Consider the following 22,844-nt stretch of genomic DNA (forward strand, 5'->3'; position numbering starts at 1 on the left):
ACGCCACGGGCGCCGTGCCGTCGAGGCGCGGCGCCCGTGTGCTGTCTCAGGGCGTGATGGTCAGGGCGGTGCCGCCCGACGTGAGCTGCCAGTCGGGGTTGCTCGCCGCGAAGGTCGCCGGGTCGATGACCTCGTTCTCGGTCACCCAGTCGATGAGCAGCTGGCGGATCTCGAGCTGCCGGTTGTAGACGACCGGTGCACCCACGACCCCGGGGAAGTTGCCACCGCCCGACTGCCGGTAGTTGTTGATCGCGACCACGAACTCCTGGCCGTCGGTGACCGGCACTCCGCCGTAGGACAGGCCGGTGATCCGGCTGCCGACGGGCTGGGCGAGGTCGATGTCATAGGTCAGCGGCTGGTCGAGGCCACCCATGACGTCGTAGTTGTAGTCGGGCGTGCCGTTCGGAGCCGTGGGGGTCACCGCGTTGGTGAGCGACGCAGCCGCGTACGTTCCCGGCGTCGGGGCGGCCTTGAAGTACTCCGCCGACTTCTCCAGGTACGCCTTGACCTGAGCGCCCGTGAGCTTGATGCCCAGGAGCGTGTTGTCGTAGATGTACAGGCCGGCGATGTCGCGGACCGAGACGTCGCCCGCGGGGATGGCCGCGTCCTTGTTGAACGGCGCCGCGATCGACAGCACCGGGAGGTCGGCGTCCGTGCCCGTGAGCCCGGCCTTGACCGCCCCGGCCTGCACGTAGTTGATGAAGTCGAGGGCGGCGGAGTCCTCGTACCGTGCGGTGGCCGCCGACATGGCCTCGGTCGCCGTGCCGATCACGCCGTTGACGTAGGTCACGACCTTCTGCTGCTCGTCGGCGAGCATCGAGACGATCTTCGGGTCCTCGGGCACGGTGTTGGAGTTCAGCACCTGGGAGCCCACCGACTGCACCGTCCAGCGACCGTGCTCGAACGAGAGGTCGATGTCGAACACCGAGAGACGCTCGCCCCACTTGAGCGGCTCGGAGAGCACGACGGGCTTGCCGGTCGACGTGTTCGTCACGACGCGCTGGGCGATCTCCTGGTGTGCGTGGCCGACGAGGATCGCGTCGATCCCGGGCACCTGCTGCGCCACGAGCGTCGCGGCGTTCTCGGGGAACGGCAGCGTGTCGCCGTACGACGAGGACGTGTCGGCTCCGGAGTGTGCGGCGACGACGACCACGTCGGCGCCCTTGCGCTTCAGCTCGGGAACGTACCGGGCGGCCTGCTCGACGAGCCCGTCGAAGTGCATCTTGCCCTCGACGTTGGCCTTGTCCCAGATCGCGATGCCGGGGTTGGTGAGCCCGAGGATGCCGACCTTGATCGGCTTGCCGTGCGCGGGCTTGACGGTCTTGATCGTGTACGGCGCGAACGCGGGCCGGCCGGTCCCGTCGTCGAGCGCGTTGGCCGCGAGCAGCGGGAAGTCCAGCTGCTTCTCGAACGTGCGCAGGTACGGGATCCCGTAGTTGAACTCGTGGTTGCCGACCGCGGCGGCGTCGTAGCCGATGGCGTTCATCGCGGCGGCCATCGGGTGCTCGACGCGCTTCGAGATGGGCTCGATCTTGGCGTAGTAGTAGGCGAGCGAGGTCCCCTGGATCGTGTCGCCGGCGTCGATCAGCAACGTGTTGCGCTTGCCCTTGTCGGCACGGACCTGGTTCACGAGCGTCGACACCTTGGCGAGGCCCACGTCGTTGTGGGCGCTGTCGTCGTACTCGGCGTTCTTGAAGTAGTCCCAGTTCAGGGCGCTGCCGTGCAGGTCCGTCGTGCCCATGACGGTCAGGTGGTAGTCGTCAGAACCGTGGTGGCCGTTCCGGTTGCCGGCAGTCGCCGGTGACGCCAGCGCGACGACGAGTGCCGCAGCCGCGAGCACCGCTCCCGCTCTCGGACCGTTGCTGAATCTCATGTCGGAGTCCTCCCATGATGTCGGTCGTGCACCGGGTTGCGGTGCGTCGCGCAACGTACCCCTTTCGGGTGTACTCGACATCTCGGGCGGTGACCACCGTCTGTGCCTACTGGTCCGCCGTCTTCATGAGCACGCTGTCCGGGTCCAGCCTGGTCAGGATCCGGGCGGTGATGCGGTCGAGGTCCGCGACGTCCTCGTCGTTCAACGGCCCGATCACCAGGTTCTTCACCGTCGCGACGTGTCCCGGGGCCGCGTCGACGACCGTGTCCCACCCCGCCGCGGTCAGCACCGCGTTGGTCGCTCGCCGGTCCTCCGGGCACGGTTCGCGGCGGACGAGGCCGCGCTTCTCCAGCCGTGACACCACGTGCGAGAGGCGCGCGAGCGTCGCGTTCGTCCGGGCGGCGAGCGCGGTCATGCGCAACGTCCGGTCGGGTGCCTCGGACAGCATCGCGATCGTGAAGTACTCGAAGTGCGTCAGCGCGGAGTCGCGCTGCAGCTGGGTCTCGAGCGCGCCGGGCAGCAGCTCGACCACGGCGATGAGCTGTTTCCAGGCGTGCAGCTGCTCGGCGGTCAGCCAACGATCATCCATGCCGCCGATCCTAGCGATTACTTGACGCGACAAGAATCAGTGCCGAGTCGCGACTCACGCGCGGACCGTGGAGGGCTTCTCCACCGGCAGCCCGAAGGGTCGCCAGAGGTTCGCGTCGAGGAAGCGCGTCACCGCCTCGACGTGCGCACCACCGACGGTGAGGACGAGCAGCCCGGCCCACGCCCCGCCGACGTAGCACCCGAACGCCGGCTGACCGTTCGCGCTCGAGGGCTCGAGGGTCAGCGACCGGTTGCCGGGCCAGCCCCAGCTGGCCTCGAGGAACCCGGCGATGGCGGCCGCGCCCTGGTACTCGTGGGGTGCCGGCGGCATCGACCACGTCGCGTGGTGCGCGAGAAGCGCGACCACACCCTCGATGTCGCGGGCCACGAACGCGTCGGCGAACCGCCGGACCAGCTCATCGGTGGCCGCGTCCGCGGCGTGGGACGCCGGTCGGGACGTCAGCCCGGAGCGACCGCGTTGCAGGAGCCCCTTCACCGCGACCGACGACGTCCCGAGGATCTCCGCGACCTCGGCGCTCGAGAAGTCGAGCACGTCGCACAGCACGACGGTCGCGAGCTGGCGTGCCGGCAGGTGCTGCAGGGCCACGACGAATGCCAAGGAGACGTCCTCGCGCTGTCCCTGCCGAACCGTCGGGTCGTCGTCCGCCCAGGCCGTCGGGCACGGCTGGAGCCAGGTGATCTCCCCGCGGCGCGTCGGCTCGGGCACCTCGAAGGGCGGGACCGGGACCGCGGGTCGGCGGCGGTCGGCGCGACGCGCGTTGAGGCATCGTCGGGTCGCGATGCTGTAGAGCCAGGTGCGGGTCGAGGACCGTCCCTCGAACTGCGGCAGCCCGCGCCACGCCGCGATCAGGACCTCCTGCAGCACGTCCTCGGCGTCGGTGGCGGACCCCAGGATCCGGTAGCAGTGCAGACGGAGCTCGCGCAGGTACGGCCGGACGAGCGCCGCGAACGCCGTGTCCTGCTCCGGACCGAGCTCGGGCCCCGATGTCATGGCAGGAAGTATCCGCGTTCCGTCTGACGGTCGCGCGGTGTCTACCTCTGCGTCGGATCGGACACACGGAGGTAGCAATGGCCACGGCGCTCGACACATCGCTCGCGTACTTCACCGCCTGGACGAGCGGCGACCTCGACCTCGCGATGGACCACGTCGCCCCCGACGTGGTCTGCCTCGCTCCGCCCGGCCGCCTCGAGGGATCCGAACGGCTCCGCGCGTTCATGGAGCCGTTCGCGCGGTCGCTCGTGTCGTCGTCGCTCGTCTCGGCCTTCGGGGACGACGGCGTGGCGGTCCTCTATTACGACACGTCGAGCGTCCTGGTCGCGTCCGCCCCGGCGGCCGAGCGTCACACGGTCGTCGGCGGTCGGATCACCGAGCTCCGGATCGTCTTCGACCGGCTGCCGTTCGAGCAGGCGAGGGCCGCCCACGGATGACCCGAGAGCTCACGCCCCGAACCAGTGCTTGACCTGCTCGACGATGGCCGCGTCGAACTGGTCGTCGCTGTGCCGGGCCCGCAGCCAGTGCGCGAAGCTGCCGCCTGCGGCGGCGTCGGCCTGGCGTCGGCACGCCTCGGTGTCGGTGACCGCGCGGTACAGCATCGACTCCGCCTCCGCCTTGCTGGTGTACAGGAACGGGTAGCGCGAGGGCAGGATCGCCCGGGCCCAGGGACGGTCCGGCAGGATGCCGACCGCACCCGCGAGGAGCGCCTCGATGTACTCGAGACCGTAGGACTCGTCGGTCGCGGTCGCGAGGAACGCGGTGGTGCGCGCCAGGGCGGTCCAGTAGTCCTCGCGTGTGGCCGTCAGGGGCCCGACCCACGCCCAGTCGTGCTGCGAGAGCCGCATGGCCTTCTCGGACGCCAGGGCCGACTCGTGCAGTCGCGCCTCGACGCGCAGCGGCACGCGTCGGGCCAGTCGCTCGACGACGTCGATGAAGACCTGCGGCTGCTTGCGGTCAGACATGTAGATCGCGGGATAGAGCACGACGGGAACCTCGGGGTCCTGGCGCGGCAGCACGTGGTCGAGCCGGATGCCGAGGTTGACCCACGATACGTCGGCCTTCTCCGCGATCGCCGGCACGGTCCACCGGTCGACCAGCTCCTCGACCTCGCCCGCCGTCCGCTCCGAGTTCGCGAACGTGGGGAACAGTGCGCAGGACAGCGCGATGCTCGTGCGGTCCACGATGTGCTCGACCTGCGACGTGCTCCACCAGACGAAGTTCATGATTCGCGGCTCGTCGCCACGTGCCGCGAGGGTGCGCCACACCCGCATCGAGTCGACGACGGCCATGTTGATGACGACGGTCCGCGCGGCGTCGATCAGCTCGAGCGGCCGGACGTCGAAGCCCGCGCAGTGCCGCGGGACGTCGCCGACGAGGATCGCGCCGGGGAAGATGCGGAGCAGTCGACGCACGAGGGTCGAACCGGCGTCGTGGCCCGCCACGTAGCCGTCCGCGTCGATGCGGAGGTCCGGGTAGCTGATCGCGATCTTCATCGTTCACCGGCGTTCGTGTCGACGAGGCGGCGGGTGGGGAGATCCTCGTCGCGCCAGGGTGCCCCGGTTTCCGCGTCCGGCGGACCGGCGGTGCCACGTTCCTCGACGGGCTCGCCGTCGTCGGCCAGCGTGGCCTTGATGCGCATGCCGTAGAAGGAGCGGTAGACGAAGTACGCGGAGGCGACGAAGAACGCCGCCGCGAGCCAGCTGACGAGCGTCTGGCGGCCGTCGTCGACCAGGGTCACCGAGAGCTGCACCGCCAGCAGCCCGAAGAGGGTCGTGAACTTGATGACCGGGTTCAGGGCGACCGACGACGTGTCCTTGAACGGGTCGCCGACGGTGTCTCCGATGATCGTGGCCTCGTGCAGGGCCGTGCCCTTGGCGTGCAGGTCGATCTCGACGATCTTCTTCGCGTTGTCCCACGCGCCGCCCGCGTTCGCCATGAAGAACGCCTGGTAGAGGCCGAAGATCGCGATGGAGATCAGGTAGCCGATGAAGAAGAACGGCTCCACGAAGGCGAACGCGAGGGTGGCGAAGAAGACCCCGAGGAACATGGTGAGCATGCCCTGCTGGGCGTACTGGGTGCAGATCTCCACGACGCGCCGTGAGTCCGCCTCGCTCGCCTTGGTGACGCCGTCGAGCCGGATCGTGGTCCTGATGAACTCGACCGCGCGGTAGGCCCCGGTGGTCACGGCCTGGATCGAGGCGCCGGTGAACCAGAAGATCACCGCGCCGCCCATGACGAGGCCGAGCAGGAAGGGCGGGTGCAGCAGCGACAGGTTCTGCAGACCGGTGGTCAGCCCCTCGGTCAGCCCCATGATGATCGAGAAGATCATCGTCGTGGCGCCGACGACGGCCGTGCCGATGAGGACGGGCTTCGCGGTCGCCTTGAACGTGTTCCCGGCGCCGTCGTTCTCCTCGAGCATCGTCTTGGCGCGGTCCCAGCTCGGTGCGAACCCGAACGACTCGGTGAGCTCGGCCTCGATGCCGTCGACCTCCTCGATCATCGACAGCTCGTAGACGCTCTGCGCGTTGTCGGTGACCGGGCCGTACGAGTCGACCGCGATCGTCACGGGACCCATGCCCAGGAACCCGAACGCGAGCAGGCCGAAGGCGAAGACCGCAGGCGCGAGCATGAGGACGCTCAGGCCCAGACCGGACAGCAGGTACGCACCGCCCATGAGGCCGACGATCGTGACCCCGAGCCAGTACGCGGAGAAGTTGCCGGCGACGAGCCCGGACAGGATGTTCAGCGACGGGCCGCCCTCGCGCGAGCTCATGACGACCTCGCGGACGTGGCGGCTCTCGGTCGACGTGAAGGCCTTGACCAGCTCCGGGATGACCGCACCGGCGAGCGTCCCGAGAGCGACGATGGTCGCGAAGACCCACCAGCGCGACGCGGTCGGACCGTCTCCGAGGATCGCGTAGGTGGTCGCGTACGTCGCGACGACGCAGACACCCGACGTGATCCACACCAGCGAGGTCAGCGGTGACTCGAAGTTCATCCGGGTCGCGTCCCGGTAGCGGCGGCGCACGATCGCGTCGTTGACCAGGTAGGACACTGCCGACGCGACGATCATCACCGCGCGCATGGCGAACATCCACACCAGGAGGGTGGCCTGCACCTGCGGGTCGTGGACGCCGAGCAGGACGAAGGTGATCAGCGCGACGCCGGTCACGCCGTAGGTCTCGAACCCGTCGGCGCTCGGGCCGACGGAGTCGCCCGCGTTGTCGCCCGTGCAGTCCGCGATGACGCCCGGGTTGCGGGCGTCGTCCTCCTTGATCCGGAACGCGATCTTCATCAGGTCGGATCCGATGTCCGCGATCTTGGTGAAGATGCCGCCCGCGATGCGCAGCGCCGCCGCTCCGAGCGACTCGCCGATGGCGAAGCCGATGAAGCAGGCGCCCGCGATCTCACGCGGCAGGAACAGCAGGATCACGAGCATCATGAGCAGCTCGAGGCTGATCAGGACCATGCCGATCGACATGCCGGACTTCAACGGGATCCGGTGCACGGGGAGAGGCCCACCACGCAGCGCGGCGAAGGACGTGCGCGAGTTGGCGAACGTGTTGACCCGGATGCCGAACCAGGCGACCGCGTACGAGCCGGCCATGCCGAGCAGGCTGAACGCGATGACGATCGCGACCTTGCCCCACGGGAAGTCGACGAGGAACCGGTAGTACACGACGATCACGGCCGCGATGAACGCCCAGAGCATCATGAGGAACCGGCCCTGCTGCACCAGGTAGGCCTTGCAGGTCGAGTAGATGAGTTCGGACACCTCGAGCATCGACCGGTGCACGGGCATCCGGCGCAGCTGCACGAACACCAGGAGGCCGAAGCCCAGACCGAGCAGACACACGACCAGGCCGATGCCCAGCAGGAGGCGACCGGAGACGCCACCCATCACCGTCACGGTGCTGAGGTCGGGGAGCACGAGGTTCGCCTCGCCGCCTGGATCGGTGCCAGGAGGAGCCCCCGTCGACGACAGGATGGTCCACGTGGCGGCGTCGATCAGCACGGCTTCCCCGATTCTTGTTGGGCGTTTCTCCACACCGAGGCTCCCGGGTCCGCTCGGGGGGTCGCCAGGGCCTTCCGACCCTGAGGTCCGCCGCACCCGGCCGCGGGACCTGGGCAGATGCGTCGCGAGGAGCCGCGCACGGTGACCGGTGGGCGGTCCAGGACGCGGGATCACGTAGCCTCCGGGCATGAGCACCCTGGACGAGGTCGGCACCCGCGACGGCTGGCGATGCTGGCTGTGTGACGAGCCAGTCGACCCGGACGCGTCGGTCAACGCCGACCGCGGCCCGAGCATCGACGGGGGAGCGACGCCGAAGGGCAAGAAGCCGGCACCGGGTTCGGAGCGGCTCGCGCACCGCGCGTGCAACACCCGCAAGGGCGCGGTGAAGCCCGTCGTGCCGTGGTCGCCCGACCTCTTCGTCGTCGAGCCGGCGCCGATCGTGTCCACCGTCGAGCGACTGACCCGCAAGGGCGGCCGTGAGGTCGTCGGTCGCTGCCCGACGCAGGCGGACGGCGACGAGGCTGCCGCCTGGCTCGAGGACCGGCTCTCGCGGTTCGCGCCGGGCCTGCGGGTCGCCGCGAGCGTCGAGCCGGGTGGCGGTCAGTTCCTCCTCGTCCTGCGCACGCTGTAGGGGGCGACTGTCACCGGTGCGGTCTAGCCTGGCGCGCGTGCCTGACGTAGGGAGACTGACGTGGTTCTGATCGGTGCTCACATCCGAGGCGACGACCCGGTCGCGGCCGCCGCGGAGCTCGACGCGCAGTGCGTGCAGGTGTTCCTGGCGGACCCTCAGGGCTGGAAGAAGCCCGTCCCGCGCGAGGACGCGGACGCGATCGTCGCCTCCGGCCTCGGCGTCTACGCCCACGCGCCGTACCTGGTGAACGTCGCCTCGACGAACAACCGGATCCGCATCCCGAGCCGCAACATGATCGCGCAGCACGCGGCCGCGGCGGCGAGTCTCGGAGCGCGAGGGCTGATCGTGCACGGCGGTCACGTCGGCGACGGCGACGACATCGCGGTCGGCATCGACAACTGGCGCAAGACGTTCGAGCGGGCGACCTTCCCGGTTCGGGTCCTCGTGGAGAACACCGCGGGCGGAGAGAACGCGTGCGCCCGGACGCTCGACCGGATCGCGCTGCTCTGGGACGCGATCGGGCAGTACGACGTCGGGTTCTGCCTCGACACCTGCCACGCGTGGGCGTCCGGCGAGGACCTCGAGACGATCGTCGACCGCGTGCGGGCGATCACCGGCCGCATCGACCTCGTGCACGCCAACAGCTCGCGCGACGAGCAGGGCTCCCAGCGCGACCGGCACGCGAGCTTCCGGTCGGGGACGATCCCGCCGGAGCTGATCGCGCACGTCGTCCGGGAGGCCGGTGGCGACGCTCTGGTCGAGACGCCGGCGGAGGGCCAGGCCGAGGACATCGCGTTCCTGAAGGCGGCACTGGCCGGCTGACCGGAACCAGCTCTGCTCAGATCCAGCCCGTGTCAGATCCAGCCGGTGATCAGATCCGGCCGCGCACCGGGGTTCGCTCGCCGGGCTCCGGGTCGTCGGGCATCGCCAGCTCCGCGCGGACGCCGAGCAGCCGGATCTCCCGGTCCTCGAGGGTCTCGGCGAGCGCCGCCAAAGCCTCGACGACGGCTGCGGCGTCGCTCGTCGGCTCGGGGAGCTTGCGGCTCATGGTCTTGGTGACGAACGGGGCGTAGCGCACCTTCAGCGCGACGCGGACCACGGGTCGGCCGTCCTGAGCGACGTCCTCCAGCACGTCGCGCGCGAGCTGCCGGACGGCCTCGCGTGCCTGCTCCGGGCTGGTCAGGTTCTGCTGGAACGTCGTCTCGCGGCTGTGCCCGCGCGGAACCCACGGGCGGTCGTCCACGGTGGCGGGCCCGAGCCCCTGACCGAGCTCGTGGTACCAGACGCCCATCCGCGGCCCGAACTCGGCGACGAGCGCGTCGGCCGGTGCGACCGCGAGCTCCTGCACGGTGCCGATGCCGAGCGAGGTGAGCCGGCGCGACACCTTCGTCCCCACGCCCCAGAGGTCGATCGTGGGCCGCGCACCCATCACGTCGAACCAGTTCTCGGCGGTGAGGCGGAACACTCCGGCCGGCTTGCCGAACTCCGTGGCGATCTTCGCGCGCACCTTGTTGTCGCCGATTCCGACCGAGCAGTGCAGGCGCGTCTCGCGCAGCACGGCCTCCTGGGCTTCCCGGGCCAGCGCCTCGGGGTCGTCGGTCTCCGCACCGAGGAAGGCCTCGTCCCAGCCGAGGACCTCGACGACGGCGCCGAGCGAACGCAGCGTGGCCATGACGCGCTGCGACGCCGCCTCGTACTCGGCGGCGTCGACCGGCAGGAAGACGGCGTCGGGCAGCTTGCGGGCGGCGACCCGCAGCGGCATCCCCGAGTGCACCCCGAACGCGCGCGCCTCGTAGGACGCGGTCGAGACCACGCCGCGCTCGGTGGGGTCGCCACGTCCACCGACCACCACCGGCTGACCGGCCAGCTCGGGGTGTCGCAGCACCTCGACGGCCGCGACGAACTGGTCGAGGTCGACGTGCAGCACCCAGCCCATGCGTCGAGTGTGCCCTCCGGGGGTGACACGGGCGTGGGGAGCGATCGCCGAGCGAGGCTGCGAGGCGACGTCGTGAGCGTGCCGGGTGGCTCACATGATGAAATCCGCGCGGATCAGGCTTACGGTGCGGCAAGGACCGTCAGAACGCTCGAAGGAGAGCCGTGTCGAACCACGTGGGAGCCGGATCATGAGCCTCGTCGACAGGTTCGGGACCGACGTGCTGCTCACCGGCTGGGGGCACTCGCCGTTCGGGAAGCTCGACGACGAGACGCTCGAGTCTCTCGTCGTGCAGGTCGCCCGTGACGCGATCACGACGAGCGGCCTCGAGGCCAAGGACATCGACGAGATCTACCTCGGCCAGTTCAACTCCGGCCTCGTGCCGCTGGGCTTCGCGTCGTCGCTCGCCCTGCAGGTGTCCGACGACCTGGCCGGGCGGCCCGCTACCCGGGTCGAGAACGCGTGCGCGTCGGGGTCGGCGGCGCTCCAGCAGGGCGTGAAGTCCCTGCTCGCCGGGACCGCCCGGACGGTTCTCGTCATCGGCGCCGAGAAGATGACGCACGCTCCGGCGTCCGTGGTCGGCGCCGCACTGCTCGGGGCCGACTACGAGATGGCCGGCAAGGAGTCCACGACCGGCTTCGCGGGGCTGTTCGCGCACACCGCCAACGCGTACCAGGACCGATACGGCAGCGTCTCGGACGTGCTCGGTTCCATCGCCTCCAAGAACCACCACAACGGCATGGCCAACCCCTACGCCCAGCTGCACAAGGAGCTGTCGGTCGAGTTCTGCCGGACGGTCTCCGAGCGCAACCCGATGGTGGCCGACCCGCTGCGACGCACGGACTGCTCTCCCGTGTCCGACGGCGCTGCGGCTGTCGTGCTGTCCTCAGCGCCGACACCGGGCGCCGCCACAGCCCCGGTCCGGCTCGTGGGCTTCGCGCAGGCGAACGACTTCCTGCCGCTGGACAAGCGCGACCCGACGGCGTTCGCGGGCGGTGTCGAGGCCTGGGCCAAGGCGCTGGCGATGGCGGGTGTCACCACCGACGACCTCGATCTCGTCGAGGTGCACGACTGCTTCACCATCGCCGAGCTCATCATGTACGAGGTCATGGGCCTGGCGCCGCGAGGCCAGGGGACGCGCGCGATCGACGAGGGCTGGGTCTACCGCGACGGGAAGCTGCCGGTGAACCTGTCGGGCGGGCTGAAGGCGAAGGGTCACCCGGTGGGCGCGACCGGCGTCTCGCAGCACGTCATCGCGGCCATGCAGCTGTCCGGCACGGCCGGCGACATGCAGCTGCCGGGTGCGCGGCGCGCAGCCGTGCACAACATGGGCGGTCTGGCAGTGGCCAACTACGTGAGCGTCCTCGAGGCGGCCTGAGCAGGACCTCGGCGCGTGACCGCTGCGTCGACGAGCGCGCGGATCCGCGTCGCCGTGGGCGTGCCGGTCCTGGCCAACCGGACCGGGTTCGGCAAGAGTCGGCCCGACGAACAGACAGGAGCGGCGCATGAGCGACATCAAGAAGGGGCTGGCCGGCGTCGTCGCCGACGTCACGGCAGTCTCGAAGGTCAACCCGGAGACCAACTCGCTGCTCTACCGCGGCTATCCCGTGCAGGAGCTCGCGTCGACGCAGTCGTTCGAGGCGGTCGCCTACCTGCTGTGGCACGGAGACCTTCCCGACGACGACCAGCTCGCCGCGCAGCGGGCCGCCGAGCGACCGCTGCGCGCCCTCGACCCCGACGTCCGGACGGTGCTCGACCTGCTGCCCCTGGACGCGCACCCGATGGACGACGTGCGCACGGCCGTCAGCCTGCTCGGTGCCGTGGACCTGGCGGGCACCGGATCGGTGCTCGACGCGAGCGGAAGCGTCGACGACAACCTGAGGCGCAGCCTCGCGCTGTTCGCGGCGCTGCCGTCGATCGTCGCCTACGGGCAGCGTCGCCGGCGTGGTCTGGACCTGGTGGCGCCGCGCGACGACCTCGACTACGCGGCGAACTTCCTCTGGATGACGTTCGGCGTGGAGTCCGACGACACCGTCGTCGACGCGTTCAACCGGTCGATGATCCTGTACGCCGAGCACTCGTTCAACGCCTCGACGTTCACCGCACGGGTGGTCACGTCCACGCTCAGCGATCTCTACTCGGCCGTCGTCGCAGCGATCGGCGCCCTCAAGGGACCGCTGCACGGCGGTGCCAACGAGGCCGTCATGCGCACGTTCGAGGAGATCGGCAGCGCGTCGAACGTCACGCCGTGGCTCGACGCGGCGCTGGGGGAGAAGCGCAAGATCATGGGCTTCGGACACCGGGTCTACAAGCGCGGCGACTCCCGGGTGCCCACCATGAAGGCGGCGCTGGACAGCCTCGTCGAGCACTACGACCGTCAGGACGTCCTGGATCTGTACACGGCGCTCGAGAGCGAGTTCGTCGCACGCAAGGGCATCTACCCCAACCTCGACTACCCGTCCGGGCCGGCCTACAACCTCATCGGCTTCGACACCTCGACCTTCACTCCGATCTTCGTCGCGGCGCGGGTTACCGGGTGGACGGCCCACATTCTCGAGCAGGCCGCCTCGAACGCTCTGATCCGCCCGCTGTCCGAGTACAACGGCGCGGACGAGCGTCACATCGACGGCTACGTCCCGCACCCCGACGAGCTCGCCATCGCCGATCGCGAGGAAGAGGCCTGACCGCCGCACGGGGGGTGGACATCGTCGTCCGCTCCGGCAGGGTCCGCGCATGTGAGGCATCTATGTTGCTGGGTCATACCCGTTTTGACAAGGGATGGCTTGTGGGAGCGCACCGGGGTAGTTTGCCCGGGATGTCCAGTGCCTACTGACCGGTAGCTCACAACGAGGAGAGCGCGATGCGCCGTCGAGGGAACCGTCAGATCTTGACCATCTGTGCCACGGCGGTCTTGGTGACCGCCACAGCCGTGACCCCTGCATTCGCGGCGGCACCGCCGCCGGACCCTGGCAAGTTCACCGCCGCCACGGTCGCCCCGGACAGCCGCGCCATCGAGACCGCCAAGGCGCCGAGCGCGAAGATCGCCCAGAGCGACCCCACGCTGCTCTCCAGCACCGACTCCGCACCCACGACGATCATGGTCAAGCTGGACTACGACGCGGCTGCTGCCTACGCGGGCGGCGTCGACGGTCTCGCCGCGACGAGCCCGGAGGTCACGGGCAAGGCGCTGCGCAAGAGCGACCCGGGTGTGTCGACGTACCTCAAGCACGTCGACGGGCAGGCAGCCGCGGCGGCCAAGGCGATCAAGGCCGTCGTGCCCTCCGCCACCGTGACCGGGGTGTTCAACGTCGCGTACGGCGGGCTGGCAGTGACGCTGCCGGAGAACCGCGCGAAGGACCTCCTCGTGATCCCGTCGGTCGCCGCCGTCCAGGTGGACGCCGTCAACCAGCTCCAGACGGACGTGGCCGCGACAGCGGGCTCGTCGTCCGTTCTGACCTCGACTGCGGCCGCGCCGCAGAACGGCACCTCCGCCTTCATCGGCGCCGAGAAGGTCTGGCCCTCCCTCGGCGGGCGTGACCACGCCGGCCAGGGGCTGATCGTCGGCGTCATCGACTCGGGCATCTGGCCCGAGCACCCGATGCTCAAGGACGTCGGGCTGCCCAAGCCCGCGGGCGGCCCCTGGAAGTGCCAGTTCGGTGACGGCGGTGCCGACCTCGGCGCGACCTTCGCCTGCAACAACAAGCTCGTGGGCGCGTACACGTTCCTCGCGACAGCCCTCTCGGTCGGCGCCGTCGGATCTGGCGAGTACTGCGTCACGCTCGCCCGCTGCTCGGCTCGGGACGCCGACGGGCACGGCACCCACACGGCGACGACCGCCGCGGGCAGCTACGTCGCCAGCGCACCGATGCTCGGCACCGACCGCGGCCCGGTCAGCGGGATCGCACCCGGTGCGTCGGTCATCTCCTACAAGGTCTGCTCCACGGGCTGCTACTCGTCCGACTCGGTCGCGGCCGTCCAGCAGGCGATCCTCGACGGGGTCGACGTCATCAACTTCTCGATCAGCGGCGGGGTCTCCGCCTACACCGACCCGGTCGAGCTCGCCTTCCTCGACGCCACGGCCGCAGGCATCAGCGTCAACGCCTCCGCCGGCAACGAAGGACCCGGATCGGGCACCGCCAACCACGCCGGTCCGTGGGTCACGACGGTCGGCGCCTCGACGTCGAACCGCTCGTTCTCCTCGACCCTCACGCTGACCTCGTCGGATGGTGCGACGTACAGCAAGGACGGTGCGACCGTCACGACGGGCGTCACCGCGACACCCGTCGTGCTCGCCTCCGCCGTGCCGGGGTACACGGGCGGGGCACTGTGCCTCGCCCCGTTCGCCGCAGGCTCGCTGACCGGCAAGGTCGTGGTGTGCGAGCGCGGCACCAACGGTCGCGTCGAGAAGGGCTTCTTCGCGTCCCAGGGCGGCGCCGCCGGCTTCATCCTGTACAACCCGACGACGAGCGACACCGAGACGGACAACCACTTCCTGCCGGCCATCCACCTGGAGGGTCCGAACACCGACCTGCTCGCGTTCCTCGCGGGGCACCCGGGCGTGACGGCGACGTGGGCCACGGGCAAGGTCGTCGCGAGCCAGGGTGACGTGATGGCCGGATTCAGCTCTCGCGGCCCGCTCGGTGACTTCGTGAAGCCGGACGTCACCGCTCCCGGCGTGCAGGTGCTGGCCGGCAACACCCCGACGCCCGCCGACCCGGCCGTCCTGCCGGGGCAGCTCTACCAGGCGATCGCGGGGACGTCGATGTCGAGCCCGCACTCGGCCGGTGTCTCGACGCTCGTCCGTGCGGCGCACCCGGGCTGGAACCCGGCGCAGGTCAAGTCGGCGCTCATGACGTCCTCTCTGCAGGCCGTCGTCAACGCCGACGGAACCACGGCCGGGGTCTTCGACCGCGGTGCGGGCTCGATCCGCGCCGACCGTGCGGTCGCTCCGTCCCTGACGTTCGGGTACGGCAAGGACGCCATCAACGACGTCGTGACCGACCCCCTGCACCGGGTCGACCTCAACCTGCCGAGCATCGCCGTGAACCCGCTCCCGGGCGCCGTGACGACGATCCGCACGGCGAAGAACGTCTCGGGTGCTACCCAGACGTTCAAGGTGACGGCGACCGGAGCCGACGGACTGAAGATCGTGGTCTCTCCGTCGACGTTCACGCTGGCCGCCAACGCCAGGCAGAAGCTGTCGGTCCTCGTCGACGGCACGGCCACGGCGGCCGGCTGGCACACGGGGCAGATCACGGTGAAGCCGACCAGGGGCAACGCAGCAGTGCTGCCTGTGGCCGTCAACACCGGTGACGCGGCGATCACGCTCGCGCAGACCTGCGCACCGGTGTCGATCGCGATCGGTGCCAAGACCAGCTGCACGGTCACGGCGACCAACACGCTGCCGGTCGAGGCGCAGGCGAAGGTCGCCGTCTCGTCGCTGGCGGGTCTGCCCATCACCTCGGTGACCGCACCGGCGCGCAAGACGACGCTCGGCGCCGTCTGGAGCGGGACGCTGAGCGCGTCCCTCGCGCCGACCATCACGTCGATCATGCCCGGAGAGACTCCGGGAGGCGGGTACCTGCCGCTGTCGGCGTTCGGGATCTCCCCGGTCGCCGGCGTGGGTGACGAGACGATCACCAACTTCACGGTCCCGGCGTTCAAGTTCGGCTCCGAGACCTACACCCGGATCGGCGTCGACTCCAACGGCTACGTGGTCGTGGGGGGCGGGACGGCCGAGGACAACGACTGCTGCAACCCGCAGACGTTCCCGAACACGACGCGTCCGAACAACGTCATCGCGCCGTACTGGACGGACCTCGATCTGACGCCGGGCGCCGGTCTGCCCGGTGCGCTCCGGGTCGGCACGCTGACGGACGGCACGAACACCTGGCTGATCGTCGACTACGACCAGGTCCGGGAGTACGGGACGTCAGCGCCGAACTCGTTCCAGATCTGGATCCAGCTCGGGGCGACCGAGGGGGTGTCGTTCGCCTACGGCGCACTGAGCACGATCACCTCGCCGCTGGTGGCCGGCGCGGAGAACCGGGACGGCACGAGCGGCGCGAACATCACGCCGGTGGCCGGCGGTCAGTTCGTCGTCACGACGGCCGGCCCGACGCCGGGTGGTTCGGTGACCTTCGGGTACTCGGCGACGGGCGTGACGCGGGGCAATTACACGCTGAGGGCCCAGCTGACCTCGCCGCTGCTCCGGACGACCTCGATCGCGCCGGTAGCGATCAAGGTCACCCGCTGACGCCCGAGGGGCCCGGCGTCATCGCCGGGCCCCTCGGACGAGCCCTCGCCCAGCGCGTCTAGCTCGACCGGGGATGGACGAGGGCTGCGGGTGCGGCGTCGGTGCGGGGGAGAGTCGCGACGCCGCGACGGTCGACGCCCAGAGGGGTGAGGGAGATGTCGACGAGGACGGTGCCGCCGGCACGGCGCATCCGAGGTGGCGCGAGCCCCTCGGCAGCGAGCCGCTGCAGCTCGCCGAGCACGATCCCGCAGGCCGGGGTCGACACGTCGAGCGAGATCTGGATGGTCTCGACCCCGTGCGTCGAGGCGTCGAGGACCGCCTGACGTACGAGGCCGGCAGTGGCACGTGCCGCCGGGAGCCCACTCTCGGAGTGGACGGTGATCTGGACGCGGCGCGTCTGGTCGAGCCTCAGCTCGGCGCTCGCTCCGGGCGCGCGAATCACGGATCGGCTGTGCGTCTCCGTGGGCATCGCGACCTCCTCCTGGACCCGACAAGTGCATACCGGGGGGAGCCGGATAGCCAGGGCCGAAGGTCCTGTGTGTGGTGTGCGGCTGCGGTATGTCGCGCGGGGCGCGGGGCTCCGAACCACCTGAGGCAACGGAAGCCTTGAGCTCCTACGGGAGCGTGACCGTCGGGTCACCCAGGAGCACGAGCGCCTGGCGGTCGAGGGCGGTGAGGCGCAGCCACGTCATGCTGTCGAGAACCTCGGTGTCGCCGTTGTCCAGCTGGGTGCGCAGGCGGGTCCAGTCCGTGTTCAGCACACCGACCGCCTCCCGGTAGCCGGCGAGCGCCATGCCGAGCGGCTGACCGTCGGCGAAGAGGTTGCTCGTGAGTGCGGCGACGACGTCGTGCCCGAGTCCCTGGCCGTGCGGCGTCCGCAGAGTCCAGTCGAACGTCGGCTCGACGTGCGCGACGACGGCTCTCACCGGGTCGGTCCTGCCGAGCAGACCGAGCGGTGCAGGGGACACGGTCGGTCCGGCGCCGGCGATCGCCGTCACCACGGCGCTGGGCGTGCTGCCGGGATCGAGGAGTCCCTCGTACTGACTCTGACCGTCGGAGCCGGCGGAGCAGCAGGCCTGGGCGTACCAGATGGCTCCGGCCGGCACGTGCGCGACGAGGTCGTCGACGCCGACGGCGCTGTAGGACGCATCGACCGGGAGACCGAGCTGCGCCACCATCTGCGTGGGCGCGTTCAGCGGTCCCGTCAGCCCGTGGCTGCTGGTCACGACGAGGGCGGGCGCGCGCTCGTCGAGCGCGGTGAGCAGGTTCGCTCCCGTCGCCTCCGCGTCGACGAGGTGCCGGACGCCGTCGAGGGTCCCGTCCATGGCGCGGAAGAGCGGGTCCGTGAGCGTCCGGCGCATCTCCGAGGTGATGTCGCCACCGCCGTGGTCGACAGTCCAGATCAGAGGGCTGTCGCGGGTCACCGGCCAGGGAGCCCACTCCTCGACGAGAGCAGCGACGTAGTGGGCGAGCGCGTCGCCGGTCAGCGGCAGCCGCCCGACGAAGTGCCGGACGGAGAGGTCGTACTGGACGCTCCACGGGATCACGTCGGGCCCGCCGACGATCAGGATGTAGCGGGGGAGCCGGTTGGGGCCGACGCCGAACTGCGTGTTCCCGACGAGCGAGTCCTGAGCACCTTGGTCGTCGTACCGGCGAAGGTAGCCCGGCTGGAGCTGAGGCACAGGCGACCAGCGCAGGATCTCGGTCCCGGGCCGCTTGGCCCTGAGGTCCCGGACCGGCTGCTCGGCGTCGACCGCCGCCGCACGGTCGGCGTCGGACAACGCCGGGTCCTCGGGGTCCCGAAGGAGGATCCCGTACCCGACGTCGGGCTCCCACCAGTGCCGCTGGTCGGCCGGCAGCCCGAACGGCAGGACCGCCTGCGACCTCGAGATGCCGGCCTTGCGCGCACCCCATCGCGCCGCGTCGGCGGTGACCGCTCCCTCCGCGACCGACTCACCGGTCCAGGCGTCGATCGAGATGCGCTCCGGGAGCGTCACGGCTGGGACAGCTCGGCGCGGAGCTTCACTATCCGGTCCGTGACCTCCGACAGGACGGCGGGGCTGATCGCGCTGAGGTCCTGGGACGCCAGGTACTTCTCCCAGGTGTCCAGCTGCCCTCGCAGCGACTCGTACGTGTCGACGGGAAGCTGCTTCGGCGGGATCGCGATGCGCAGGTTGTCGTCCTGCACGTAGAGGACCGGGTCGGACCACGAGTCACCCAGCACCGGGTCGGGGGAGCCGAGCACCACGCGGGGAGCGGTCAGGGCGGCGGCCCAGTCGAGCGTCCGCTCGGCGTCGCCGTCGCCGTCGACCGTGGCCCGCACGAGCGAGAGCGCCTCCGGGTAGAAGGCCGCGCAGAACCGCTCGACCGCGGTCAGGTCGACGAGCCGTCGCATGCCGATGACGGCCGGGATCCCCGGCTCGATCACGAGATCGTGCGCCATCGCCGTTCCGTCGCTCGCCGCGGCGGTCTCGCACGCCGCCAGCACGATCAGCCACGGATCGCACGTGCTGACGGCGTCGACGAGGTCCTTGACGAAGAGCTGGACCGAGCCCGTCTCGTGCTCGTCGGCCGCGAAGTCACCCACCGTGGCGAACGCGAGCGTGCGCGCGGTGTCGACGACACCGCCGTGGCAGAGCAGGTGCAGGACGTCCGGACGCGCGGCCGCGATCTGGCGGACGACCGCCGGCGACGTGCCCGCGATCTTCTCGGACGAGACCTTGACGCCGTCCGCCTGTGGGCCGTCGGCCAGGTCGAGGACGGCCTGCTCCCCGGAGATGACGTGCAACGTGACGCCCATGGCGATCGGGTCGGCCTCGGCGAGGCTCGCCAGGATCGCCTGCAGCTGTCCGACGCCCGACTGCCGAGCAGCGGAGATCACCGCGACGATGTGCAGCGGAGCGTCGTAGACGCGTGGCCGAAGGTCGCGGTGGCGGCGTCCGATCCGCGCGACGGGCCACCGTCGGTCGAGCGCGCAGAACCCGTGCTGCTCGACGTACAGCTCCTCCCACGGCAGCTCATCGGCCGCCCGGGACACCAGGTGGAAGTACAGCGGTGCGGGCGCCGACGTCGTCGGCAGCGTCAGGATCTGGTCGAGCCCCGCGATGACGGTGGCGTTGGTCCGGAGCCGGGTGAGGAGCTCCAGGCCGCGCACCTTCGCGTTGCCCGCTGCGAGCGGGGTGACGTCCACCGTGGCGTTGTCGCCGATGCCCGGGATGTCCTGCGGGAAGTCCTCCAGCTTGAGGACGGTGTCCGTCCCGAGCGGCTCGAAGCCCACGATCGTTCTGGTCATTTCTCCTCGCCCCCGTACTGCGCCAGGAGCGCGTTGAGGTCGCGGACCGCCGCCGCGGCGCCCGCGTCGTACGCCGACGAGGGGAGCTCGGACGAGCTGCTGGATGCCGACGCCAGCAGGTCGGCGACCTGCGAGTCGACGAACCGTGCCGACGACGCGAGCCACTGCGTGTCGTCGGCGGTAGGCGTCGTGGCGAGGAAGGTCCCCTCCGTGAGGTCCGCCAGCACGGGCGGCGGCTCCACGTCGTACCCGACGTCGGTGGCGAGGTCGTGGACGTGGGCGCCGAGCGGATCGGCCAGGAGCGCCTGGATGTCGGCCGGCTGGAGGTAGGCGAAGAGGCGCGGGTCGGTCGGCAACCTGCTCTCCGACCGGTCGGGGCGGGCGAGTAATGCGTAGGTCTCGACGAGCGAGTGCTCGGCCGGTCCGATCGCACTGTCCACGTCTCCGAGATCGCAGTAGAGCGTCGGTCCGGGGCGTCGCCCGCCCGCCTGGTCTGCAAGGAGGCGCGTGGCCACGTCAGACGGGTTGCCTGGTGGGGAGGCGAAGGCAAGCGTCGATGCGCCGACCGCGTCGGCCAGGATCTGGACCTGGTCCTCGCTGGCGAAGCCGCACGAGCTGAGGTCGCTCGGGACGGCTGGGTCCTCGGCCATCGTGAGCAGCGGGATGTCGACGTCGATGTGTGCCGTGCTCGCCAGGTGCAGAGCGTTCGCCGCGCGGCCCCCCATGCCGGTCACGATCCAGTCGGCCCAGACCTGGGCGGGGGTCCGGTAGGTCGAGACGTAGCTCGTCGCCGACAGGTGCGACCGTGCGACCGTCCGTGGCGCCCTTCGTGCGGCGCGCGGGTCGTGGACGACGACCGACGCGTTGCCCGCGCTGATGACGTCGGCGGACATGAGCGAGAACGTGCCCGCGTCCGGGAAGACGTGGACGAGCACAGGGAGGGGGAAGTGCGCGAGCGCCGCGACGAGGGTGCGCACGTGCTCGGCACCCCAGCGCTGATCGCGGTCCGCGTTGATCGCGGCGGCGATGGTCCAGCTGTCCTGCGGCTTGGTGCCGACCGGCAGCCGGTCCGGGACGCGCAGCACGGGCCGGCCGAGGGGAGCGAGCCCGCGCTCCCAGGGGACGGCGCCGAGGAACCCGCTCGGAGGGACGATGCGAAGCCAGAGGGCCGTGAGCTGCTCGCCCTCGTGGGCGAGGGCGTCGGCCACGCCTCTGACGACCGCGTCGGGCACCCGCGAGCTCGCTCCGCCCGAGCCGAGGCCGTAGTCACGCAGCGAGTCCCTGCGGCTCCACTGCTCCTCACGGCGGGCGGACGGGTGCGACAGGAAGGTGGCGACGACGGCCGGTTCTCGACGTGACACGTCGAGCTCGACGCGCAGCACCGCCAACCGCCACTGCTGGATGATCTGCATCGACATGTCGCACCCCTCAGGCGCCGACCAGGCAGCGCAGCGCGTGCCACATCGTCGGGTTGTTCACGGCGCCGTGCCCGGAGATCGCCGCGTGACCTGCCGCGTCCCGCCCGCCGTTCAGCGCGACGATGCGGACCGGCCCGCCGCCGGCGAGCGGGTAGGTGGCGCCCGGCTTCACCTGGACGGCGAGCGGACCGAGCCCCTCGTTCGGGCCGTACCCGCCGAGCGCGCCGAAGGTGTTCGTGCCGCCGGCGATGGCCGGCTCACCGAAGTGCGCCACCCCCATGACCCGGTGGAACACCTCGTGCAGCGGGATGTCGCGATCCGAGTAGGTGGTCAGGACGGGAAGCTCGACGCGTGAGAGCGCCGGCGCGTATCCGCCGGGCCCCGAGGCCTGTGGCATGCCCGCGCTGAGGTCGGGTGCGAAGCACCAGCGGTTGACCGCTGGTTGCAGCAGCAGGATCGACCGTGCAGCCCGTTCGGGTGCGTCGGCACCGTAGGAGATGGCCGACAGCACCACACGGGCTCCGAACGAGTGTCCGGTCAGGTGCACCCGGGGGCCGTCCTGCCCGCTCAGCAGCCGGCGCAGGATGGGGCCGACGCCCCGGGCGCCGATGACGCCTGCGCGGGCCTTCATCTTCCAGACGGACATCATCCGGATGAGGACTCGGGGGTCCAGGGTGAGGGCCGCGGCGGCTGGTCCGGCCTGCTTCCCGGCACCCGCGGTGCCCCAGCGTTCGTCGTCCCCCGACGGGCGGGCGGCCTGGGCGCCGAGGGCACGCCACAGGTCTTCGACCTGCGCCCCGACCGGGGTCGAGCCGTCGGCCTCGTCGCCGAAGTACTCCTCGACGGAGGCCACGAGCTTGGCGGCCTCGGCCGACGCCGCGAGGTCGACCTCGTGCGTGCCGTCGCCGAGCAGCGGTGCGAGCTGGTCGCGCGTGGCGTCGTCGTCGACCAGGTCGACGAGTGCCTCCTGAGGTGTCGGCGGCGGCGCGGCCGCGATGACCGGGCCTGACTCCCACGGGAAGACGAACGTCGTCGCAGGCCAGATCACGCCCAGGAGTGCTGGAGTGCTCGCGCACGGGGCCTCGCGGACGTATCCGGCGATGAACTGCTTGTACGCACCCACCGCGATGTCGTAGTCGTTGTTCCACCCGTGGGAGAACACGAAGGCGTCGTGCGCGCTCGAGGCTTCCGCGAGGAACGCTGCGAGATTCTCGGGACTCGTCGAGGTCCCGTGCTTGTCGAACCGGACCAGGTACAGGCGTCCTGTGCGCCCGCTCCCCAGATCGACCGGGATCACCCCACGCGGATCGTTCATCGGACCGTTCCCCCCACGGGTCACGCCAAGTGATCGCGCCGAACCTCGGACCTCGGAAGGTCCGGTACATACCACTTTGTCCTCACCGTGGCACCGGCCACCGCCCGTGGCAAGGACGAAGTCCGGGGTTCCAGGCCGGCTCAGAGAGCGATAGTGGCCAGGATCGGCAGTGGCAAGGACGAAGTGTTCCTCAGGTGAGGATGTTGACCGCACGGGCCAGCACGACGGCGACGGTGGCGAGCGAGACGATCGACTGCCACGCCATCAGCATCTTCGCGGTCCGGGTCAGCGGCATCGCGTCGGTCGGTGAGAACGCGACGAGGTTGGTGATCGACGATCGCGACGGCGAGCGCGATCTCGATGACCGGCACCAGCAGCAGGGGACCGAGCACGATCCGGTCGCGCATCAGGACCTGGGCGAGCACCGCGACGCAGACGGCGCTCAGGGGTGCCAGGTGCCAGGCGATCGCCCAGCGACGCGGACGGCGCACCGGTGTTCGCCTCGCTC

General features: G+C 70.6%; 17 protein-coding genes. 6 read left to right on the plus strand and 11 right to left on the minus strand.

Annotated elements, in window-relative coordinates; all coding sequences use genetic code 11:
• Window positions 1-46 precede the first annotated feature (46 nt).
• The 3 genes from AC1DPN_RS13890 to AC1DPN_RS13900 all read right to left on the minus strand — a co-directional run bounded on the left by AC1DPN_RS13890 (window position 47) and on the right by AC1DPN_RS13900 (window position 3,473).
• On the minus strand, window positions 47-1,873 hold the full coding sequence (locus AC1DPN_RS13890; protein WP_477085351.1) for a bifunctional metallophosphatase/5'-nucleotidase: 1,827 nt from the start codon (window positions 1,871-1,873) through the stop codon (window positions 47-49).
• A gap of 106 nt (window positions 1,874-1,979) precedes the next feature.
• Window positions 1,980-2,462, minus strand: coding sequence for a MarR family winged helix-turn-helix transcriptional regulator (locus AC1DPN_RS13895; RefSeq protein ID WP_477085352.1), 483 nt, complete (start codon window positions 2,460-2,462; stop codon window positions 1,980-1,982).
• Between the two features lie 54 nt (window positions 2,463-2,516).
• Window positions 2,517-3,473: an RNA polymerase subunit sigma-70 gene (locus tag AC1DPN_RS13900; RefSeq protein WP_477085353.1), complete on the minus strand. Its 957-nt coding sequence runs from the start codon at window positions 3,471-3,473 to the stop codon at window positions 2,517-2,519.
• Between the two features lie 77 nt (window positions 3,474-3,550).
• Between AC1DPN_RS13900 and AC1DPN_RS13905 the strand changes: the two genes are divergently transcribed.
• Window positions 3,551-3,910, plus strand: coding sequence for a nuclear transport factor 2 family protein (locus AC1DPN_RS13905; RefSeq protein ID WP_477085354.1), 360 nt, complete (start codon window positions 3,551-3,553; stop codon window positions 3,908-3,910).
• Window positions 3,911-3,919: 9 nt separating this feature from the next.
• Here AC1DPN_RS13905 and AC1DPN_RS13910 read toward each other — a convergent pair whose 3' ends face one another.
• Complete coding sequence (locus tag AC1DPN_RS13910; RefSeq protein WP_477085355.1) at window positions 3,920-4,969, minus strand: glycosyltransferase family 1 protein; 1,050 nt, start codon at window positions 4,967-4,969, stop codon at window positions 3,920-3,922.
• Complete coding sequence (locus AC1DPN_RS13915) at window positions 4,966-7,491, minus strand: sodium-translocating pyrophosphatase (protein ID WP_477085356.1); 2,526 nt, start codon at window positions 7,489-7,491, stop codon at window positions 4,966-4,968. Before AC1DPN_RS13915 ends, AC1DPN_RS13910 begins: the two co-directional genes overlap by 4 nt.
• Before the next feature lie 187 nt (window positions 7,492-7,678).
• On the opposite strand from AC1DPN_RS13915, the gene AC1DPN_RS13920 reads away from it, so the two are divergent.
• Complete coding sequence (locus AC1DPN_RS13920; RefSeq protein ID WP_477085357.1) at window positions 7,679-8,122, plus strand: hypothetical protein; 444 nt, start codon at window positions 7,679-7,681, stop codon at window positions 8,120-8,122.
• A 60-nt stretch (window positions 8,123-8,182) separates the two neighbouring features.
• Entirely contained in the window at window positions 8,183-8,944 is a 762-nt protein-coding gene (locus AC1DPN_RS13925; protein ID WP_477085358.1) for a deoxyribonuclease IV, read from the plus strand.
• Between the two features lie 49 nt (window positions 8,945-8,993).
• Here the strand turns inward: AC1DPN_RS13925 and AC1DPN_RS13930 are convergent, their stop codons facing one another.
• Window positions 8,994-10,058 carry a DNA polymerase IV gene (locus AC1DPN_RS13930; RefSeq protein ID WP_477085359.1) on the minus strand — a complete coding sequence of 355 codons (1,065 nt, stop codon included), beginning with the start codon at window positions 10,056-10,058 and terminating at the stop codon, window positions 8,994-8,996.
• A gap of 187 nt (window positions 10,059-10,245) precedes the next feature.
• Between AC1DPN_RS13930 and AC1DPN_RS13935 the strand changes: the two genes are divergently transcribed.
• The 3 genes from AC1DPN_RS13935 to AC1DPN_RS13945 all read left to right on the plus strand — a co-directional run bounded on the left by AC1DPN_RS13935 (window position 10,246) and on the right by AC1DPN_RS13945 (window position 16,311).
• A complete protein-coding gene (locus AC1DPN_RS13935; RefSeq protein ID WP_477085360.1) occupies window positions 10,246-11,433 on the plus strand; it encodes an acetyl-CoA acetyltransferase in 1,188 nt (395 codons plus the stop codon).
• A gap of 127 nt (window positions 11,434-11,560) precedes the next feature.
• The gene (locus tag AC1DPN_RS13940) at window positions 11,561-12,739 is read left to right on the plus strand and encodes a bifunctional 2-methylcitrate synthase/citrate synthase (protein WP_477085361.1); all 1,179 of its coding nucleotides are present in this window, start codon (window positions 11,561-11,563) and stop codon (window positions 12,737-12,739) included.
• A gap of 245 nt (window positions 12,740-12,984) precedes the next feature.
• Window positions 12,985-16,311 (plus strand): S8 family serine peptidase, encoded by a 3,327-nt coding sequence (locus tag AC1DPN_RS13945; protein WP_477085362.1) that lies wholly within the window; start codon window positions 12,985-12,987, stop codon window positions 16,309-16,311.
• A 58-nt stretch (window positions 16,312-16,369) separates the two neighbouring features.
• Here AC1DPN_RS13945 and AC1DPN_RS13950 read toward each other — a convergent pair whose 3' ends face one another.
• From AC1DPN_RS13950 to AC1DPN_RS13970, 5 genes are all read right to left on the minus strand, one after another.
• Window positions 16,370-16,780 carry a hypothetical protein gene (locus AC1DPN_RS13950; protein WP_477085363.1) on the minus strand — a complete coding sequence of 137 codons (411 nt, stop codon included), beginning with the start codon at window positions 16,778-16,780 and terminating at the stop codon, window positions 16,370-16,372.
• Window positions 16,781-16,925: 145 nt separating this feature from the next.
• Window positions 16,926-18,308 (minus strand): hypothetical protein, encoded by a 1,383-nt coding sequence (locus AC1DPN_RS13955; protein WP_477085364.1) that lies wholly within the window; start codon window positions 18,306-18,308, stop codon window positions 16,926-16,928.
• On the minus strand, window positions 18,305-19,603 hold the full coding sequence (locus AC1DPN_RS13960) for a CHAT domain-containing protein (protein WP_477085365.1): 1,299 nt from the start codon (window positions 19,601-19,603) through the stop codon (window positions 18,305-18,307). Before AC1DPN_RS13960 ends, AC1DPN_RS13955 begins: the two co-directional genes overlap by 4 nt.
• Entirely contained in the window at window positions 19,600-21,021 is a 1,422-nt protein-coding gene (locus tag AC1DPN_RS13965) for a hypothetical protein (RefSeq protein ID WP_477085366.1), read from the minus strand. The genes AC1DPN_RS13960 and AC1DPN_RS13965 overlap by 4 nt, the downstream gene beginning before the upstream one ends.
• 10 nt (window positions 21,022-21,031) lie before the next feature.
• Window positions 21,032-22,336 (minus strand): alpha/beta fold hydrolase, encoded by a 1,305-nt coding sequence (locus AC1DPN_RS13970; protein ID WP_477085367.1) that lies wholly within the window; start codon window positions 22,334-22,336, stop codon window positions 21,032-21,034.
• Between the last annotated feature and the right edge of the window lie 508 nt (window positions 22,337-22,844).

The organism is Cellulomonas sp. P4_H4 (assembly GCF_056400865.1).

Bases quoted from the DNA above. Each gene is read 5' to 3' on its own strand.
- AC1DPN_RS13920 (WP_477085357.1), top strand. From the start codon at position 7,679: ATGAGCACCCTGGACGAGGTCGGCACCCGCGACGGCTGGCGATGCTGG.
- AC1DPN_RS13940 (WP_477085361.1), top strand. From the start codon at position 11,561: ATGAGCGACATCAAGAAGGGGCTGGCCGGCGTCGTCGCCGACGTCACG.
- AC1DPN_RS13910 (WP_477085355.1), bottom strand. From the start codon at position 4,969: ATGAAGATCGCGATCAGCTACCCGGACCTCCGCATCGACGCGGACGGC.
- AC1DPN_RS13930 (WP_477085359.1), bottom strand. From the start codon at position 10,058: ATGGGCTGGGTGCTGCACGTCGACCTCGACCAGTTCGTCGCGGCCGTC.
- AC1DPN_RS13895 (WP_477085352.1), bottom strand. From the start codon at position 2,462: ATGGATGATCGTTGGCTGACCGCCGAGCAGCTGCACGCCTGGAAACAG.
- AC1DPN_RS13950 (WP_477085363.1), bottom strand. From the start codon at position 16,780: ATGCCCACGGAGACGCACAGCCGATCCGTGATTCGCGCGCCCGGAGCG.
- AC1DPN_RS13905 (WP_477085354.1), top strand. From the start codon at position 3,551: ATGGCCACGGCGCTCGACACATCGCTCGCGTACTTCACCGCCTGGACG.
- AC1DPN_RS13935 (WP_477085360.1), top strand. From the start codon at position 10,246: ATGAGCCTCGTCGACAGGTTCGGGACCGACGTGCTGCTCACCGGCTGG.
- AC1DPN_RS13900 (WP_477085353.1), bottom strand. From the start codon at position 3,473: ATGACATCGGGGCCCGAGCTCGGTCCGGAGCAGGACACGGCGTTCGCG.
- AC1DPN_RS13970 (WP_477085367.1), bottom strand. From the start codon at position 22,336: ATGAACGATCCGCGTGGGGTGATCCCGGTCGATCTGGGGAGCGGGCGC.
- AC1DPN_RS13965 (WP_477085366.1), bottom strand. From the start codon at position 21,021: ATGTCGATGCAGATCATCCAGCAGTGGCGGTTGGCGGTGCTGCGCGTC.
- AC1DPN_RS13890 (WP_477085351.1), bottom strand. From the start codon at position 1,873: ATGAGATTCAGCAACGGTCCGAGAGCGGGAGCGGTGCTCGCGGCTGCG.
- AC1DPN_RS13960 (WP_477085365.1), bottom strand. From the start codon at position 19,603: ATGACCAGAACGATCGTGGGCTTCGAGCCGCTCGGGACGGACACCGTC.